Origin of the sequence: Pseudoduganella rivuli, assembly GCF_009674485.1 — a bacterium.
GTDB classification, from domain to species: Bacteria; Pseudomonadota; Gammaproteobacteria; order Burkholderiales; family Burkholderiaceae_D; genus Rugamonas; species Rugamonas rivuli_B.
Genome location: NZ_WKJJ01000001.1, coordinates 485712 through 502407 on the forward strand (window position 1 = coordinate 485712; position 16696 = coordinate 502407).

The following is a 16696-nucleotide window of genomic DNA, read 5'->3' on the forward strand; positions in this document are numbered from 1 at the left end:
GGCGTCCACCATCGTTTAATTTTTTCTGGCTCAGTGAGGCTGGCAGCCATCGGGCGCCCCCTCGCCGGCCAGCGTGACGCACGCCTCGTCGAAGTTCATCGATGTCTTGCGCGGATTCCGGTTAATCAGCAAGCGCACCACGTCGCCGCGCGCATAATGGCCGGTCGGGTCGTAGGCGTTCTTCGCGATCGCGATGGTATCGAGGTCAATGTCCGCGTACAGCAACCCCTCCTGGTCGTGCGGCAAGTGCGGCGCCAGCGGCCTGCCGTCCGGGCCGAAGATCATCGAGTAGCCGCCACCGGGCGTGTTGCCGTCGGCGTTCAGCAAGTCGCGCCGCTCCTGGGTATCGCACAGGATGTCGAACATGTCCTGGCCGGTCAGCGCGGTGGCATGCAGCACGAAGCAGCCGCCCTCCAGCGCGTACACCTGGCTGGCCGCCAGGTTGACCTGCGCGCCCAGCGCGTAGACGTCCTTGTACAGCGTGAACGACGGCCACGAGGCGACGTGGATCTGTTCGTGCATCGAATACATCGCGTACTTCGACAACGGCTGGATGTGCTCGGCGCAGCACAGCGCGCCCAGCCTGCCGATCGACGTGTCGGCCACGCGGAAGTCGGAACCGTCGCCCTCGCCGTACAGGGTGCGCTCGACGTGGGTGGGTTTCAGCTTGCGGCGGTTGAACAGCACTTCGCCGGTGTCGTCGATCGTCACCTGGCTGATATACAGGCTGCGCCCCTCGATCTCCGAGTAGCCCATCACGACGTGAATGTTGTGCTCGGCTGCCGCGGCGCACAGTTGCGCCATCTCGGGGCCATCGCGCCGCATCGAGTTGGCGTGGTAGCGTGGCACGAACTGCATGCCCCAGGCCGGTGTGCCCAGCCACAGCCACCACGGGTAGCCGGGCAGCCACACCTCGGGAAAGGCGACCAGCCTGGCGCCCTGCTGTGCGGCCTCGGCGATGATGCCGATGGCCTTGTCGATGCCGCCTTGCAAATTCATGAAGACTGGCGCGGCTTGCACCACCGCGACTTTAACTACGGATGCTGACATGGGGGTTCCCTCTGCGAATCAGGCGAATAAATGAAAGGCGTGGCTTAGAAAGGCACCGTGGTGCGCAGCGCCAGCGCATGGCCCTGCGCGCGGTTGCGCTCTCCCAGCTCGCGTTGCAGCTTGGCGGTGAGGATCCAGCCCTTGCCGTTGTTGTACATCAGCGAGGGCCCGATCGACGCGCCGCGTCCCTTGCGGTCGGGCAGCTTGACGCCATTGAGCGTGTCGTCGCTGAGCTGCCGCATGTAATAGCCGCTGACGCCGGCCACCCAGCCTGGCCCGAAGCCATAGCCGGCGGCATAGTCGAGAATGAATTCGTTCCCGCTCCGGTAGCGGGTCGCGCTGTTGGTGCGGTTCAGATTCAAGGTCGCCTTGAAGTCGCCATTGAAGCCCTGCGCGTCGGTGTACGCCATGGTGAACAGCGGTTGCAGCGACCAGTAGTTGCGGCCGACATTGAGCATGTCGGTTTTATTGTAGCGGCCGGTAGGCGCGACCAGGTCGAAGCCCACCACGCTGTGCAAGTTCGGCGAGTAATGATGGGCCACCGCCGGTCCGAATGTGACGTCGCCCAGGCCAGTCTTGCTCTGGCTGGCGCCGCCGGCATCCAGTGTCAGGTTGACCACCGGCAGTACCGCGTGCGCCACCAGGTTGCCGCCCCATACCGGGTATGGCGACGACCAGACGATCCGCGTCGCCGTCACGTTGGCGTGCAACGAAAAGCCGGGGATGGGAACTGCCTCGCCGCGGCTGTCGTTCAGCCGGTCCGCCTCGTAGAAATTCGCGAACTGCAGCACATACAAGCCGGGCGGCGGCACTGCCCCCAACAGGAAATTGTCGGCGCCGGCGGCGTAGGTCGAGCCGCCCCCTTCCGCCGCTTGCGCCGTCAGCGCCGCGCAGGTCAGGGCCAGCATGGGCAAGCCGATACGTTTGATCAGGTTCATTGTTTCTTCTCCGTTTAACATCATGGTCAAGGTGGCGCCGGGTGTTCGGTTCCCGGCGCGGGGAAAACGGTCAACGCGACGGGGGTGGCGGCGCGCGGTGCCGCAGCCGGAACGGATCGAGGCGCCAGCGGCGCGTGAAAAAGCTCCACAATCCGCCCGGCAGGTACATCATCGTGACGATGGCCAGCAGGCCGGTGCCGATCAGGTAGCCGGTGCCGTACTCGCTGAAGTACTGGCGCAGCAGGAAATACAGCGCGGTGCCCAGCAACGGCCCCTCGAACGTGCCGATGCCGCCCAGGACCGAGATAAAGATGGCGGCGGCGGTCCAGTTCAGCGAGAACGACGCGTCGGGCGATACCTGCAGCGTGTTCATGTAGGCCACCGCGCCGGCGGCGCCGCTCATGGCGGCCGCGATCAGCCACACCTGCAGCTTGGTCCTGGCCACCGCGACGCCACAGGCGGTGGCTGCCACCTCGCCGTCGCGTACGCTCATCAACGCCAGGCCAAGGCGGCCGCGCAGCACGCCCCGCACCACCAGCAGGGCGGCGATGCCCACCGCCAGCGCCGCCCAATAGACTCCGGCGTTGCGGGTCCAGCGGTCCACATCGCCCATGGTTTCCAGCGGCATGCCGGCCCCCGCTCCCAGGGTTTCGCTGTTTTGCGCCAGTATCCGCAGCATTTCCGCCAATACCCAGCTGCCGACGGCGAAATAAGCGCCGCTCAGGCGGAACATCGGCCAGGCGCAGGCCCAGGCGAATCCCACGGTCAGCGCGGTCGACAGCGGCAGCACCAGCCATGGGTTCAGTTGCAGCCGGTTCGACAGCACAAACAGGCAGTAGGCGCCGACACCCACGAACACGTGCTGGCCGACGGCCACCAGCCCGCCATAGCCGGCCAGCAAATTCCAGGCAAGCGCCATGGTGAGCACGGTCAGCATTTCCACCAACAGGCGCAGCTGGCTGAAGTCCGCGTACCACGGCAGCGCCGCCAGCGTCACGCCGGTTGCCGCCGCCAGCGCCAGCCAGGGCGCGCGGGTCCGCACCAGGCCGGCGGCCGGTGAATGAACAGGATGTGTCATGATTTCCCCTTGCCGAACAAGCCTTGTGGCCGCACCACCAGCGCGGTCAGGAAGACCAGGTGACCGAAGAACGGTCCCAGGCCCGTGTTGCTGCGGGCGCCAAACAACTGCGCCACGCCGATCACGAGGCCGCCAAAGAAGGTGCCCCACAAATTACCCAGCCCGCCCAGCACCACCGCCTCGAACGAATACAGCAAGCGCTCGGCGCCGGCGCCGGGGGCAAACGGCGTCCTGATCCCGTACAGCACCGACGCCAGCGCGATCGCGGCCAGGATGAAGCCCGCCATCAGCGCGAAAAACCGCTTGGCTTTCACGCCCACCAGGCGCGCCGTCTCGGGATCGTCGGCGACCGCGCGGGCCTGCCGTCCGTAATGGCTGCGCGCCGTCAGCAGATGGGTCAGCGCGAACACCACCACGCTGATCAGCGTCGTCACCAGCGGCAGGATGCCCAGCGACACGCCGCCGACGTCGATGCCCAGCGTGGTGATGGCGCCGCCCGGCAGGCCGCGGGTATCACTGCTGAAGCATTGCTGCAACAGGTTTTGAATCACGATGGACAGGCCGAAGGTCAGCAGCAGCGGCGACAGAGGTCCCTGCCCGACCACGCGGTTGAGCAGCAAGGTTTGCAGCAATGCGCCGATCGCGAACATCAGCGGCACCACCAGCAGCAGCGACGTGAACGCCCCGACACCGAGCACACCCATCACCACGCTGGCCAGGTAGGCGCCCAGCACGATCAGGTCGCCGTGCGCCAGGTTAATCATGCGCATCACGCCCAGGCTCAGGCTCAGCCCGAGACCAAACAGCGCATACAGCGCGCCCAGCGTCAATCCATTCAACAGGGTTTCAAAAAACAGCGTCATGTCATGCTCCAAAATAGGCTTGCGTCACTTGCTCGTAATCCGCCTCGGATGAGCGGCCGGCCAGCACGATCCGGCCCTTCTGCATGCAATAGAAGCGTGCGGACTCGCGCAGTGCGCGGCGGACATTTTGTTCCACCAGCACCACCGCGAGGCCCTCGGCGCGCGCCCCGGCCAGCAAGCGGTAAACCTCGTCCACCGCCGCCGGTGACAAGCCCAGCGAGACTTCGTCGAACAGCAGATAGGCGGGATTCATGACCAGCGCCCGCGACAGCGCCACCAGTTGTTGCTGCCCGCCCGACAGCGCGGTGGCCGGGCGGTCCTGCAGCGCCTCGATCGCCGGCAACTCGCGCAGCACGCGCCGCACGGTCCACTCGCCCTGGCTGCCGTTGCGCGCCGCCAGCTGCAGGTTTTCCAGCACCGTCAGGCTGGGAAAGAGCCGGCGCCCCTCGGGCACCAGGGCGACGCCGCGCGCCAGCTGGCGGCGTTCCGTGGCGCCCCCGGCAGCTTCGCCGTCCAGTTCGATTGCGGCGCGCGTGGTGCCGACCGCGCCGGCCAGCGCACGCATCAGCGTCGATTTACCGGCGCCGTTGGCGCCGATCAGGGCAACCGTCTGCCCCGGCGCAACTTCGATGTCGACGCCGAACAAGGCCTGGAATTGACCGTAACAGGCGTTCAGATTCTTAGTGCGCAGCATGCAGTTCTCCCGCGTTGGTTTCAGCGCCGCTGCCCAGGTAAGACTCGCGCACGACTTGCGATGCCAACACCGCCTGCGACTCGCCGTCGTTGATGATGGTCCCGGCGCTGAGCACCACCAGCCGCTTCGCGACCGAGACCAGCGCATGCACCAGGTGTTCAATCCACACCACGGTGGTGCCGCCGCGATGGATGGCGCCGACCAGTGCCAGCAGCTCCAGCACCTCGCTATCGGTCAGCCCGCCCGCGACCTCGTCCAACAGCAGCAACCTGGGGCCGGTGGCAATCGCGCGCGCCAGTTCCAGCCGCTTGCGCTGGAGCAGGCTGAGGCGCTGTGCCGGCACATCACCCTCCGCCAGCAAGCCGCATTGCGCCAGGGCCCGGGCAGCGCGCTCGCGCGCCGCCGCGCGCCCGAGCTGGCCGCCGAACGTGGCCGCCACCAGCACGTTCTCGTACACCGTCATGCCCAGGAAGGGCTTCGGGATCTGGAAGGTGCAGGCGATCCCGGCGCGGCAGCGGGCGGCGGCATCGAGCCCGCCGATATCGACGCCGTCGAGCGCGATCGCGCCGCCGTCGCTGCGGTGCACGCCCGAGATCAGGCCGAACAGCGTGCTTTTGCCGGCGCCGTTCGGACTGATCACGCCAACGAACTCGCCCTCCTCGATGGCCAGCGAGAGCGGGGGAATGACTCGCATGCCGTTGTAGCTTTTGCTGACGTTAGTGAGCTGCAGTAGCATGGTCAGATCGCCTTCAGCATCTCGAACTTGCGCTGCACCGGGATCTCTGGCGCGGTGCTGTTGTTGGTCACCACAATCTCCAGCTTGCCGGCGTCATTCAGGCGCCACTGGCCTCCCACCACGCGCATTTTGGACACGTTCCTGATGCCGCTACCGGCGAAGTCCAGGCGGCCGATGATGGTGTCCACCTTGAGGCCGCGAATGGCGTCGCTGACCGCCTTGGGGTTCTTTGGATTGTTGCTGGCCTTGAGCGCGGCGATCCCGGTCTCGAACAAGGCATGGATCACGCCGATCGGCTGGGTCCACTCGCGGCGCGTCGCCGCCGTGTAGCTGTCGGCCAGCTGGCGCGCGCTCTGGCCCGTCAAGCTGGACTTGAAGGGGTAGGCCGGCGTCCACCAGATCTCGGTGGACATACCGTCGGCGCGCGCGCCAAGGGGGGCCACGCCGGCCGGGAACAGCAAGGCCTTGGCGACCGTTGTCACCTTCGGCTTGAATCCCATCTGGGCCGATTGCTTGACGAAGCTGCCCCATTCCGGCGGGTTGAACAGGCCGGTAACAATTTCGACATTGGCACGCTTGAACGCCTGGATATGGGCCGAAAAATCATCGGCGCCCACTGGAAACTTGCCGGCTTCGACCAGCTTGTAGCCATTTTTCGCAAACTCCGGCGGCAAGCCATGCTGCTTGTCGCCCAGCGCCCCGCCCGGGACATCGTTCGACCAGCACATGCCGACGGTTTTATTGGTCGGCAATTTATTCCAGATATCCATGTACACCGCGGCCAAATCTTCCATGCCCCAGGAGAAATGGAAGACGTGCCTGAAGCCGGTGGCGGGCGTCCCCTTGAGCGGGAACATCCATGCCTGCCAGGGACCGATAGTGGAAATGCAGGGTACACCGTTGAGTTCGCATTGTTGCGACACATTGGGGCCAATCGCCACCTGCGCCAGCATCAGGTCGATGTTTTCCTTGTTGATCAGTTCGACCGCGAGGTTGGAGGCGCGGTCCGGGCTGCTCTGGTCATCCCGCACCAGCAACTCGACCCGGTATTTTTTCCCGTTGACCACGATGCCGCCCTCGAGCGCCTTGCGCACTTGCACCAAAATGAAGTCGTCGGCCTCGCTGAACGGTGAAAAAGGCCCTGTTTTAGGGCATATGTAACCAATGCGGATCACGTCCGATTGCGCCAGGGCGTTCCCGGTCGCGGCGAGGGCGCCGGCCGCGCCGGCGAGGCGCAGGAAGCGCCGGCGGGTGGCGCGGCGCGGGGTGGCCTCGGCATCCGGGATGGTCAGGTTCTTGTTCTGCATGGTGGCTGGCTCCTGTAGTGATGGAATCGGGCGGCCGCAGCGTATCGCCGCCAGTGCAACCACTATGGCGAGAAATGCCACACCGCACTTGGCTGAAAAGGCCGCTTGGTTTGTCTGGTTGGGAACACTGTTCTGAGGCGGAACAAAAACTTTGCCCGGAGAGTTTTTTCGTGGAACAATCGGTCTCAACGCCAACATAGGCATGCAATTTGCAAGGAAATTGCGGACAACCGGAGACTGCAATGATGACTTTTGATTCCGCGCCGGCGCCGGCGTTACGGCGCCATTCGGTGTCGACCAGCAGCGTCAGCCCAAGCGAACGGGTCGACTTCTGGCGGGACGTGATCGGCGAAAAGATTATTCCCGTCGATTTCAAGGTCGGCAACCGTCAAGATTTCTCGGCCAGCCTGGAATGGGCCAGGATCGGCGACATCGAGGTGATGAATTTGCAGGTCAGCGCGCACTCGGCCCGCTGCGGTCAAGCCGCCTCCAGCCGCGACGGCAACGAGGGGATGATTTTCCACTTCATGCGCTCCGGCGTCGGCGAGAGCGTGCAAGATGGCCGCCGCACCATGCTGGCGTCGGGCACCGGCGTGTTTTGCAGCGGCGCGCGGCCGTTTTCGCTGGAATTCCCCGCCAACGCGGAATTGATGGTGTTGCAGATCCCGCGCGCGGCGCTGGCGCGCACGGTGGCGTCGCTCGATCGCATCGCCAACCAGGACCTGGCGTGCAACAACCCGCTCTTTCCGCTCGTGACGTCCTATGTCCAGCAGCTGGCCAGCACGGCCTGCGGCATGACAGCCGGCGCGGCCGACCGTGTCAGCAGGAACCTGATCGACCTGGTAGGGGCAATGGTGTCGGAGTCGATCCAACAATCGGCGTTCGACCTGTCCGAGTGCAGGACTGCGGCGCTGACCCGGCTGCATGCCTACATCGAGGAGCACATACACGAGCCAGAACTGGCCCCCGCCGGCGTCGCCTGTGCGCTGGGATTGTCGCAGCGCTACATCAACAAACTGCTGGAGGCCGAGGGCACGTCGCTTGGACGGCTGATCTGGCTGCGGCGGCTGGACTTGATTGCCGCCGACCTGCGCAGCGCGGCGATGGCGTCGCGCAGCATCTCGACCATCGCGCTGACGCGCGGCTTCAACGATCTGGCGCATTTCAGCAAGAAATTCCGCCAGCACTTCGGCGCATCGCCGCGCGAGTACCGCGCAATGAAAATGAACTGAGCACTGCTTTCATTTTGATTTAGGCGACGCGCGCGATCACCACAGTGCTGGCTCCGACGACGGTCACTTTCTGGTCATGCATGCTGGCGGTCTGCATAAACCAAGTCATCAATGACGTTGCGGCCGTCATGCGGCCGGGGAGCACTACGACCAAAAACGACATCAAGGAACGGGGCCGTCAGCCGATTCAAGCATGCGCACCAGTTGGCACAACGTTTCCGTCACAGGCGCCGCTATCTGCACCTCATTGGCGAGCCGGACCACCGCACCGTTAATGGCTTCGATTTCCGTTTTGCGGTGCGCCAGGATATCTTGCAGCATGGACGGCTGATGCCCGCCATACCAGCAGCACATCGTTTCCTGCCAGCGCCAGCCTGGCGCCGAACAGGCTGCCCATCGCGCCGGCGCCCAGTATCATGATCTTTTTCATACGGTCCTCTCAAACGCCATTGGCGGCTCGTCGCGCACCGAGATGGACGGCGCCCGGCCTGCTTCGTCTGCCGGTTTTGGGGTGGTACTCATGGCATTCTCCTGTTGTTGTGCGGTGCAACGCCACCGCATCTGTCTGCATTATGCGAACGCAGAATCCTCCTGGAAATTACTCATTTCGTGAAAAGTCATTACACTTGCGCATGGCTTTCGATCTACGCCAACTGGCAGCCTCGACCCAGTGCCAACCCGCTGCACATCTCGCAGCCGGCATTGAGCCGCACCATCAAGCGCCTGGAAGAACAACCGGGCGCCACTAGTGCCGTATATGCTCCTGCAGCATGGTCTTGAATTTTCTTGGAGTGGTTTAACTCGTTAACCCCAGAACAGCGAATTGACCCGATCGCTGCGGCGCTTCACGCGGACATGTCCAACATCGAGGCCGTGAAGATTGGCGGGACGTGGCGCAAGCGCGATCACGCCATCATTGGCATGGATGCAATGCGAGTCAGAGAGGAGATATTCAAGACTGGCGAGCGCACTCACCACTTTCAAGTCTGATCTGCAAACAAAAAACCCCGCATCATCACTGATCGGGGTTTCTGCGAAACTAGCAAAGTTTCCTAAAATTACTGGCGGAGGCGGTGGGATTCCTACTGGTCTGGCTCTTCAGAGGGGAGCGTCATGGCATCAGTCATGCCGATGCCGCCGAGTAGCCGCCGCGTGTGTTCATTTCTTGCACATCGCGCTGATGGCGTTGGGGGAGGTGGCAGTGATCAAGCCTAGCCGATATGGCAATTCGATGTATTCGTATGTCTTGCCTTTTTCCTTATCCAGCCCCTGGTAGAGGAATTTCAGCGGCTGACAGGGGTCGATGCTCAGCGTCTGGTCGACGCTGTCGCGGATCATTTCGCCATGGGATACGCCTTCCGACCAGATCCGGTTGTTGAACTTGACGTTTTCCGCGCCAGCGAACAGGTTCATCGCGGCGCCGGGAATGGGTTGCCAGGCGCCGTCCAGGCGATCCGCTGTCCAGCCCCGGAAATACCTGCCCTTCGGCCCCATCGCCTCGATCAGGGTCAGGTACTGGTTGGCGCCGGTAATCTTATAGGTGTTGCTCGCCTCGAACATGTCGTCAAGTTTCTCCTTCATGGCGACGACGGGCTCGCCGAAGCCCTGAGGGAAGCGCTCGATCGTCGTCTCGGCGCGGTAAAAACTGCCGTTGTCGCCGGTGAAGAAGAGATGGCACTTCTTGTCGTCGCAGATGTTCCAGAAGTCCAGCCAGACGGCATTGCCATTGGCGTCCTTGACACTCGCCGGGATCGTTGCGTAGAAGGGCTTCGGCGCCGTCCAAGACATGGGGTCGGCGATATTGCTGGTCGTGGAATACAGCGGGTCACCGCCCTGGTAAATCAGGTACCAGCGCTTCTGCGGCGCGAAGTAGAAGACCTGGGGCGCAGCGCGATAGCCGGGTCCGATGGGTGACTTGTCCAGCATGAACTGAGGGGCGTTGGGTGCCTCTTCCCAGTTCGCAAAGCTGGTGTAGGCGATACCCCAACCGTTCTTCCCGGCCGTGGTCATGAAGACGTGATAGCGGTTGCCGTGGTAGACGATGCTCGGGTCTTTGACCCCAAAGATATCCTTCGGGACAGCCGGAGGGTTGATCAGGGGCTGGCTGGAGCGCCACTCAAAAGGTTGGGCCTGCGTGGAGCCGGATGCTGTGATCGCAAACGCATTGGTGTAGGTGGCCGCGCTCGCCCCGAAGGCGAGCAGCAGTACTGATATCAAGGTTCTCATGGTTGACTTTCCAGGTAAAGATGCTCGGCCGCGATGGCTGGTGAGAGCGGGCCCGGGGTGGTGTGATGTCGCACGAATGGTCTCCAACGGTTGTCCCCATTCTGCGCACTCCGCGTGTGCATCGCAATTCTCAAAATCACCAATGCGCGGAGTCATTTTTCGGTGAGCGGGGACAATTCCCGATCGGGGCCAACACTACGTTCAACCTTGTCGACAACCGCCAGCGAAAGAGCCAGGAGGTCATCGCACTGAGTCCGTTTTTTCCCGATGTTCTGTTTGACACGCCAGGATCACGCACAACAAAAAACCCCGCATCATCACTGATCGGGGTTTCTGCGAAACTAGCAAAGTTTCCTAAAATCACTGGCGGAGGCGGTGTCTGCATGCCACACGTCTACAGAACGCTCAGTACGACTCCCTAAGTACCCGCCCCATCATAAATCGGCGATTGATCGTACGGCAATCGTCTCCGGGCGAATCCCGAAATATACTGGAAGCTCACTCCCATTTGTGGGTAGGCTTGTGGGTAGCGGGTATTTGTGGGTAAGAGGGCGAACAGCGATGGGCAGGCAGGCTTTAACGGTACTGGGCGTCAACGCCAAGAAGGCGCCCGGTTATTACGGTGACGGCGGCGGACTCTATTTGCAGGTGTCGCCTACCGGGTCCAAGTCATGGATCTTCCGATACATGCTGCTCGGTCGTGCACGGGAAATGGGGCTCGGGTCCGTTGCAGACAAGCCCCTGACACAAGCACGAGACGAAGCGTCAAAGTGCCGCCAACTAGTATGCGACGGAATCGATCCGATCACACAGCGGGACAGTCTGCGCGAAGCCGCCGTCACGGCAATTCAAAATACGCGTACATTCCGCGAATGTGCCGTCGAGTATCACCGAACCCATAGTTCCGCATGGCGTAATCCTAAACATACCAAACAATGGATCAACTCCCTCAGCAGATTCGCGTTCCCCCTTATAAGCGATAAGGACGTCAACCAGATCGGCAAAGCTGAAATACTCGCCGTCCTGGAACCGACCTGGGTTACGCTCCACGAAACAGCCTCCCGGGTACGGCAACGTATCAAAGCTATCCTTGACTGGGCAGCGGCACGCGACTTCAGGACACGTCAAGACCCGCATTTATGGGATCAGCTCGCACGAGCTCTGCCGCATCGGCCGGACCTGCGAAAGCCTCACCATTTTGCCGCGTGTCCTTATGAGCAAGTCGCCTCCGTCATCCGCGCCATCCATGAGTGTGGCGCTGCCGTTTGTATTAAGCACGCGATGGAGGCTGCCTACTTTCGTAGTGATCTTTTCGATAAACGACGGGATCTCATGGATGCATGGGCTGCGTATTGCGAAGCGCGCAGCGAGAGCTCAGTATAAATAGTGACTCCAGCACCGAGTAGATTAGAATCGGCCGCCAGCGAAACGCAATCCGATACCGCCGGCCTTACGTCTACAGTGCCAGCACCGGGTCGGCCGCCACATAGTCACGCAAGCGATACGTGGCGCGGCCTGCCCGCTTGGCGTCGTACAGCGCGGCATCAGCGCAGTCGAGCAGCGCCTTCGGTATGACGGCCGGCCCCGGCGCGAAGGCGCCACCAATACTGGACCCGACTTTCAATGCGCCGCACGACAGCATCATGGGCGGCTGCATTGTCAGCAAGATCTTTTCCGCGACCAGGCCCATGGCGTCGCGATCAGCCAGCGTTTCGACAATAATGACAAACTCATCGCCCGCCAGGCGCGCCACGGTATCGGTTTCCCTGACCGACGCATGCAGGCGGCGTGCAAATTCGCGCAACACTTCATCGCCGACGCCATGGCCCTGGGTGTCATTGATTTGCTTGAAGTGATCAATATCGAGGAAAAACAACCCCATCGGCTGGCCGGTGCGGCTGCAGCGCTGCGCGGCTTCCGCGATTTTTTCATTGAATTGGTAACGGTTGGGCAGCCCTGTCAACTCGTCGAAGCGCGCCATCTCGGACAGTTTTTGCTGGACCCGCTTCAACTCGGTGACATTGGAACACAGCGCAAAAATGCCGAGCACCTCGCCCTCCGGTCCGATCTGCGGCACCAGCGTGTAGTGCAGCCACCGCTGCCGGCCATCGACCGTCGACGTGTATTCAAACTCGACCCGCTCGCCGTGCAACGCTCGGGTGATATAGGGCATCAGCGCGTGCGCGGCCGGACTATTCGGGAACTCAAGGATCAGGTCGGTGAATTTCCGGCCCAGCACTTGCGCCGGCGTCGCTGCGGTCCACTGGGTCAGGGTGGCGTTGGCGAACTTGATGGTCAGTTCCTGGTCGAGATAGCAGATCACCACCGGCAAGTTATCGGTAATGGTGCGCAAACGCTGTTCATCAGCCGCTTGCTGCAGTTCGATCCGCTTGCGTTCCGTGATTTCCAGCCACAAGGCGTACACGCTGCGGACATTGCCCGCAGCGTCGACTTCCGGCAGATAGGTCGCGGCGAAATAACGGTCGATGCCGTCGACCGGATAGCAAATGTCGAAGTTGACTTGATGTCCCTGGTATGCACGGTTGATATGGCCGCTGACGCTGTCATACAGTGCTTCACCAGTGATGTCGCGCAAGTGCTTGCCGAGCAATTCGGCCGGCTGCCGCGGCAGCACCGTGCCGATGTATTTGTTGACGAACGTGAAGCGGCCCTCGAGGTCGAACTGGGTAATGATGACGGGCAGGTTCTCGCTGATGGTGCGCAGGCGGTGCTCGCTCTGCGCCAGTTGTTGCTGCAACCTCGCGAATGCATCGGCCTCGATCAGGTCGGGGACAAGTAATCTCGCTAACGCCCGGCGCCAGCGCCCGAACCAACGTCCCATGCCCCGCCCCCCTCTACGCAAAATTCAGTCTGTTCCGGATGATTATAGTGCGAGCACGTGGAACCGATCGTACAGCAGGGCAAGATCCATGGTGGGGACGCCACAACCGCGCCTAACATGATGTCAATCCTCATACTTTTATAGACACTTTGAAAATTTTTGACAATTATGAGACATATATTGATACATTTTTACATGAAATGACTAAATTCTTTGATGCTTCACAGTAATTCCAATAAGCTGCGTTCAATGCTTCAACGGCATTGTTCTCAACCAGCTTTTGGACAAAAGAATGAAAAAACATTTCATGGCAGCATCGCTGCTGGCCGCCTTCGGCGTCATGCAGGCACAGGCCGGGGACCTCGACAGCGGCAACCTCATCATCAGCGGCTTCGGCACCCTGGGCGTGGCCCAGACGGATACCGATAACGCGCAATTTGCACGCTACAACCAGGCCGTCGGCGTCAAGGATGCACCACGCATCGGCCTCGATTCCAACCTGGGCCTGCAAGCGACCTACCAGTTCAACGACAGGGTCTCGGCCACCGCGCAGGTGCTGACCCGCAAGAACACCAGCCCGCAATTCACGACCGACCTGACCTGGGCCTTCGTCAAGGTCAAGGTCACCGATGAACTCAGCGCGCGCCTCGGCCGCGTGGTGCTGCCCGCGTTCACCATTTCCGACTACCAGAACGTCGGCTACGCCAACACCATGATCCGCCCGCCGATCGAGATGTACGGCCAGGAACCGATCGAAAACCTCGATGGCGTGGATGGCAATTGGCAGCATGCGTTCGGCAGTGTCAATGTCACGGCGCAGGCTTTCGTCGGCGTCAGCAGCGGCAAGCTGTTCGTTCCGACCGGCGGCGGCCTGACCGCGAAATACCGCGCGCCGGCCGTCGGCTTTGCCGCGTCGGCCGAGTACGGTCCATTTACCGCACGGCTGGGCCATTTGCGCGCGGAACTGACCAGTCATGACATTACACCGGTCAACAGCCTGGTCAGCACCCTGACGTCGCTGGGCTTCGCACAACTCGGCCGCGACATTGCGCTGGACAAAAAACGTATCAACTTCACGTCTATCGGTTTGAACATGGACTGGAACGATATCGTGCTGCAAACGGAATATGCGCAACGCCGCCCGCAAGAGCGGGTGTACGCGTCAGGCAGCAATTCGTGGTACGTGATGGGCGGCTACCGTTTCGGCAAATTGCTGCCGTATGTCGCGCACGCGTCGCTGCGCGGCGTACGTCCGACCATCACCGCGCCCGCCGGCCTGGCCGCCATTCCGCAACTGAACACCGCCGTCGCCGGTTTGCTGCTGGCTGCGGAACAGGACACCACGCTGGCCGGCGTGCGCTGGGACTTCGCACGTTCGCTGGCATTGAAGGTGCAAGTCGACCGTGTCAGCCCGAAACAGAAATCGGGCACCCTGCTGTTCGCCCCGGCGGGCGGGAAAAAAGACAGCGTGACCGTGTACGCCGCCGCCCTGGACTTCGTTTTCTGAGAGATCGCCATGAACAAGATTTTCGCACCCTTGCTGCTGGGCGGCGCGATCGCCGCCGCCATGCCGGCCAGCGCTGAAACCGTCGTCATCGTCAGCGCCAAAAACCCGGCAACCCGCATGTTTTCCGAACAGGCTTCCCAGTTTTTCCTTGGCAAGTCAACCATGTTCACGCCCATCGACCAGGCTGAAGGTTCCGCCATTCGCAACGACTTCTACCTGAAGGTGGCGGACAAGGATGCTGCGCAAGTGAAGGCGCTGTGGTCCAAGCTGGTGTTTACCGGTAAGGCCACGCCACCCAAGGAGTACAAGTCCAATGCCGAGGTGAAGAAAGCCGTGGCCGACGATCCCAAGGCGATCGGTTACATCGACAGGTCGGCGGTGGATGACTCCGTCAAGGTCATCCTGAGCCTGCCTTAAGCTTGTCCAAGGCCTTCGGCCGCCCGTATCCCCGTCCCGGCCCCGCGCCGGGATTTTTTTCGCGCGAAGCCTGTTTGTGAACAAATTTAATATAAGTGTTTAATTTACGTTTACGTAAACGTAAAGTGCATTTATGATCTAGCCAGATCCACACAGCTCAAATAAACGTCATGACCGTTATAGAAACCAAACTCACCCCGCGCAGCGACGACTTCAAGGCCAACGCGGCCGCCATGCAGGTGCTGGTCGACGACTTGCGCGCCAAGGTCGCCAAGCTGGCCCAGGGCGGCGGCGAAGCGGCATGCGCCAGGCACACCGCGCGCGGCAAACTGCTGCCGCGCGACCGCGTGCAAATGCTGCTCGATCCCGGCACCCCGTTCCTCGAACTGTCGCAGATGGCAGCCTATGGCATGTACGACGACGCGGCGCCGGCGGCCGGCATCATCACCGGCATCGGCCGCGTGGCGGGCCAGGAATGCGTGATCGTGTGTAACGACGCCACCGTCAAGGGCGGCACGTATTACCCGATGACGGTGAAAAAGCACCTGCGCGCGCAGGAAATCGCCGACCAGAACAACTTGCCGTGCATTTACCTGGTGGACTCGGGCGGCGCCAACTTGCCGAACCAGGATGACGTGTTCCCGGACCGCGACCACTTCGGCCGCATTTTTTACAATCAGGCCAATCTGTCGGCCAAGGGCATCCCGCAAATCGCGGTGGTGATGGGGTCCTGCACGGCGGGCGGCGCCTACGTTCCCGCCATGAGCGACGAATCGATCATCGTCAAGGAACAGGGCACGATTTTCCTCGGCGGCCCGCCGCTGGTGAAGGCCGCCACCGGTGAAGTGGTCAGCGCGGAAGACCTGGGCGGCGGCGACGTGCATACGCGTTTGTCCGGCGTGGCCGACCACCTGGCGCAGAATGATCTGCACGCGCTGTCGATGGCGCGCACGATCGTGTCGAATTTGAACCGCACCAAGCCGCAGCAGGGCGCGTTGCGCGAGGCGGTGGAGCCGAAATACCCGACCAGCGAACTGTATGGCGTGATCCCGGTCGATACCCGCAAGCCGTTCGATATCCGCGAAGTGATTGCCCGTATCGTCGACGGCAGCGAATTCGATGAATTCAAGGCGCGCTACGGCACCACGCTGGTGTGCGGCTTTGCCCATATCTATGGCATGAAAGTCGGCATCGTTGCCAACAACGGCATCCTGTTCTCCGAGTCGGCCTTGAAAGGCGCGCACTTCATCGAACTGTGCGCGCAGCGCAAGATCCCGCTGGTGTTCCTGCAAAACATCACCGGCTTCATGGTCGGCCGCAAGTATGAAAACGAGGGCATTGCCCGCAACGGCGCCAAGATGGTGACGGCGGTGGCCACCGCCGCGGTGCCGAAATTTACCGTGGTGATCGGCGGCAGCTTCGGCGCCGGCAACTATGGCATGTGCGGCCGCGCGTATTCGCCGCGCTTTATGTGGATGTGGCCGAACGCGCGTATTTCCGTGATGGGCGGCGAACAGGCGGCGTCTGTGCTGGCCACCGTGAAACGCGACGGTATCGAAGGCAAGGGCGGCCAGTGGTCGGCCGAAGAAGAAGCGGCGTTCAAGCAGCCGATCAAGGACCAGTACGAACACCAGGGTCACCCATACTATGCGACGGCGCGCCTGTGGGACGACGGCGTGATCGATCCGGCCGATACCCGCATGGTGCTGGGCCTGGGCCTGTCCGCCGCATTGAATGCGGCAATCCCGGACACCAAGTTCGGCGTATTCCGCATGTGACCACGCGCACGCAAACAAGCAAGCAAGC

17 protein-coding genes are annotated in these 16696 nt (G+C 62.2%); 5 read left to right on the forward strand and 12 right to left on the reverse strand.

Annotated elements, in window-relative coordinates:
• Nucleotides 1–30: 30 nt before the first annotated feature.
• The 7 genes from GJ700_RS01950 to GJ700_RS01980 all read right to left on the reverse strand — a co-directional run bounded on the left by GJ700_RS01950 (nt 31) and on the right by GJ700_RS01980 (nt 6666).
• Nucleotides 31–1050, reverse strand: coding sequence for a nitrilase (locus GJ700_RS01950; RefSeq protein ID WP_154370954.1), 1020 nt, complete (start codon nt 1048–1050; stop codon nt 31–33).
• 44 nt (nt 1051–1094) lie between these two features.
• Nucleotides 1095–1988, reverse strand: a complete 894-nt coding sequence (locus GJ700_RS01955; protein WP_195763746.1) for a SphA family protein — start codon at nt 1986–1988, stop codon at nt 1095–1097.
• A 70-nt stretch (nt 1989–2058) separates the two neighbouring features.
• Nucleotides 2059–3066 carry a branched-chain amino acid ABC transporter permease gene (locus GJ700_RS01960; protein ID WP_154370955.1) on the reverse strand — a complete coding sequence of 336 codons (1008 nt, stop codon included), beginning with the start codon at nt 3064–3066 and terminating at the stop codon, nt 2059–2061.
• The gene (locus tag GJ700_RS01965) at nt 3063–3929 is read right to left on the reverse strand and encodes a branched-chain amino acid ABC transporter permease (protein WP_154370956.1); all 867 of its coding nucleotides are present in this window, start codon (nt 3927–3929) and stop codon (nt 3063–3065) included. The genes GJ700_RS01960 and GJ700_RS01965 overlap by 4 nt, the downstream gene beginning before the upstream one ends.
• A 1-nt stretch (nt 3930) precedes the next feature.
• Nucleotides 3931–4623, reverse strand: a complete 693-nt coding sequence (locus GJ700_RS01970; protein ID WP_154370957.1) for an ABC transporter ATP-binding protein — start codon at nt 4621–4623, stop codon at nt 3931–3933.
• On the reverse strand, nt 4610–5359 hold the full coding sequence (locus tag GJ700_RS01975) for an ABC transporter ATP-binding protein (protein ID WP_195763747.1): 750 nt from the start codon (nt 5357–5359) through the stop codon (nt 4610–4612). Before GJ700_RS01975 ends, GJ700_RS01970 begins: the two co-directional genes overlap by 14 nt.
• A gap of 2 nt (nt 5360–5361) precedes the next feature.
• Complete coding sequence (locus GJ700_RS01980; RefSeq protein ID WP_154370959.1) at nt 5362–6666, reverse strand: ABC transporter substrate-binding protein; 1305 nt, start codon at nt 6664–6666, stop codon at nt 5362–5364.
• A 242-nt stretch (nt 6667–6908) separates the two neighbouring features.
• On the opposite strand from GJ700_RS01980, the gene GJ700_RS01985 reads away from it, so the two are divergent.
• On the forward strand, nt 6909–7898 hold the full coding sequence (locus tag GJ700_RS01985) for an AraC-like ligand-binding domain-containing protein (RefSeq protein WP_154370960.1): 990 nt from the start codon (nt 6909–6911) through the stop codon (nt 7896–7898).
• 162 nt (nt 7899–8060) lie between these two features.
• Here GJ700_RS01985 and GJ700_RS01990 read toward each other — a convergent pair whose 3' ends face one another.
• The 4 genes from GJ700_RS01990 to GJ700_RS02005 form a co-directional block, all read right to left on the reverse strand.
• Nucleotides 8061–8219, reverse strand: coding sequence for a ketopantoate reductase family protein (locus GJ700_RS01990; RefSeq protein ID WP_229506737.1), 159 nt, complete (start codon nt 8217–8219; stop codon nt 8061–8063).
• Complete coding sequence (locus tag GJ700_RS35185) at nt 8170–8328, reverse strand: 2-dehydropantoate 2-reductase N-terminal domain-containing protein (RefSeq protein WP_229506764.1); 159 nt, start codon at nt 8326–8328, stop codon at nt 8170–8172. The genes GJ700_RS01990 and GJ700_RS35185 overlap by 50 nt, the downstream gene beginning before the upstream one ends.
• Before the next feature lie 374 nt (nt 8329–8702).
• The gene (locus GJ700_RS02000; protein WP_154370962.1) at nt 8703–8882 is read right to left on the reverse strand and encodes a hypothetical protein; all 180 of its coding nucleotides are present in this window, start codon (nt 8880–8882) and stop codon (nt 8703–8705) included.
• Nucleotides 8883–9056: 174 nt separating this feature from the next.
• Nucleotides 9057–10124 (reverse strand): glycoside hydrolase family 62 protein, encoded by a 1068-nt coding sequence (locus GJ700_RS02005; RefSeq protein WP_154370963.1) that lies wholly within the window; start codon nt 10122–10124, stop codon nt 9057–9059.
• Nucleotides 10125–10685: 561 nt separating this feature from the next.
• Between GJ700_RS02005 and GJ700_RS02010 the strand changes: the two genes are divergently transcribed.
• Entirely contained in the window at nt 10686–11507 is an 822-nt protein-coding gene (locus GJ700_RS02010) for a tyrosine-type recombinase/integrase (RefSeq protein ID WP_154370964.1), read from the forward strand.
• A gap of 73 nt (nt 11508–11580) precedes the next feature.
• Here GJ700_RS02010 and GJ700_RS02015 read toward each other — a convergent pair whose 3' ends face one another.
• A complete protein-coding gene (locus GJ700_RS02015) occupies nt 11581–12966 on the reverse strand; it encodes a diguanylate cyclase domain-containing protein (protein ID WP_154370965.1) in 1386 nt (461 codons plus the stop codon).
• 292 nt (nt 12967–13258) lie between these two features.
• On the opposite strand from GJ700_RS02015, the gene GJ700_RS02020 reads away from it, so the two are divergent.
• The 3 genes from GJ700_RS02020 (at nt 13259) to GJ700_RS02030 (ending at nt 16668) form a co-directional block, all read left to right on the forward strand.
• A complete protein-coding gene (locus GJ700_RS02020) occupies nt 13259–14473 on the forward strand; it encodes a hypothetical protein (protein ID WP_154370966.1) in 1215 nt (404 codons plus the stop codon).
• A gap of 9 nt (nt 14474–14482) precedes the next feature.
• On the forward strand, nt 14483–14890 hold the full coding sequence (locus GJ700_RS02025; RefSeq protein WP_154370967.1) for a type 2 periplasmic-binding domain-containing protein: 408 nt from the start codon (nt 14483–14485) through the stop codon (nt 14888–14890).
• Nucleotides 14891–15060: 170 nt separating this feature from the next.
• Nucleotides 15061–16668 carry a carboxyl transferase domain-containing protein gene (locus GJ700_RS02030; protein ID WP_154370968.1) on the forward strand — a complete coding sequence of 536 codons (1608 nt, stop codon included), beginning with the start codon at nt 15061–15063 and terminating at the stop codon, nt 16666–16668.
• Nucleotides 16669–16696: the final 28 nt, after the last annotated feature.

Bases quoted from the DNA above. Each gene is read 5' to 3' on its own strand.
- GJ700_RS01950 (WP_154370954.1), bottom strand. From the start codon at position 1,050: ATGTCAGCATCCGTAGTTAAAGTCGCGGTGGTGCAAGCCGCGCCAGTC.
- GJ700_RS01955 (WP_195763746.1), bottom strand. From the start codon at position 1,988: ATGAACCTGATCAAACGTATCGGCTTGCCCATGCTGGCCCTGACCTGC.
- GJ700_RS01960 (WP_154370955.1), bottom strand. From the start codon at position 3,066: ATGACACATCCTGTTCATTCACCGGCCGCCGGCCTGGTGCGGACCCGC.
- GJ700_RS01965 (WP_154370956.1), bottom strand. From the start codon at position 3,929: ATGACGCTGTTTTTTGAAACCCTGTTGAATGGATTGACGCTGGGCGCG.
- GJ700_RS01970 (WP_154370957.1), bottom strand. From the start codon at position 4,623: ATGCTGCGCACTAAGAATCTGAACGCCTGTTACGGTCAATTCCAGGCC.
- GJ700_RS01975 (WP_195763747.1), bottom strand. From the start codon at position 5,359: ATGCTACTGCAGCTCACTAACGTCAGCAAAAGCTACAACGGCATGCGA.
- GJ700_RS01980 (WP_154370959.1), bottom strand. From the start codon at position 6,666: ATGCAGAACAAGAACCTGACCATCCCGGATGCCGAGGCCACCCCGCGC.
- GJ700_RS01985 (WP_154370960.1), top strand. From the start codon at position 6,909: ATGATGACTTTTGATTCCGCGCCGGCGCCGGCGTTACGGCGCCATTCG.
- GJ700_RS01990 (WP_229506737.1), bottom strand. From the start codon at position 8,219: ATGCTGCAAGATATCCTGGCGCACCGCAAAACGGAAATCGAAGCCATT.
- GJ700_RS35185 (WP_229506764.1), bottom strand. From the start codon at position 8,328: ATGAAAAAGATCATGATACTGGGCGCCGGCGCGATGGGCAGCCTGTTC.
- GJ700_RS02005 (WP_154370963.1), bottom strand. From the start codon at position 10,124: ATGAGAACCTTGATATCAGTACTGCTGCTCGCCTTCGGGGCGAGCGCG.
- GJ700_RS02010 (WP_154370964.1), top strand. From the start codon at position 10,686: ATGGGCAGGCAGGCTTTAACGGTACTGGGCGTCAACGCCAAGAAGGCG.
- GJ700_RS02015 (WP_154370965.1), bottom strand. From the start codon at position 12,966: ATGGGACGTTGGTTCGGGCGCTGGCGCCGGGCGTTAGCGAGATTACTT.
- GJ700_RS02020 (WP_154370966.1), top strand. From the start codon at position 13,259: ATGAAAAAACATTTCATGGCAGCATCGCTGCTGGCCGCCTTCGGCGTC.
- GJ700_RS02025 (WP_154370967.1), top strand. From the start codon at position 14,483: ATGAACAAGATTTTCGCACCCTTGCTGCTGGGCGGCGCGATCGCCGCC.
- GJ700_RS02030 (WP_154370968.1), top strand. From the start codon at position 15,061: ATGACCGTTATAGAAACCAAACTCACCCCGCGCAGCGACGACTTCAAG.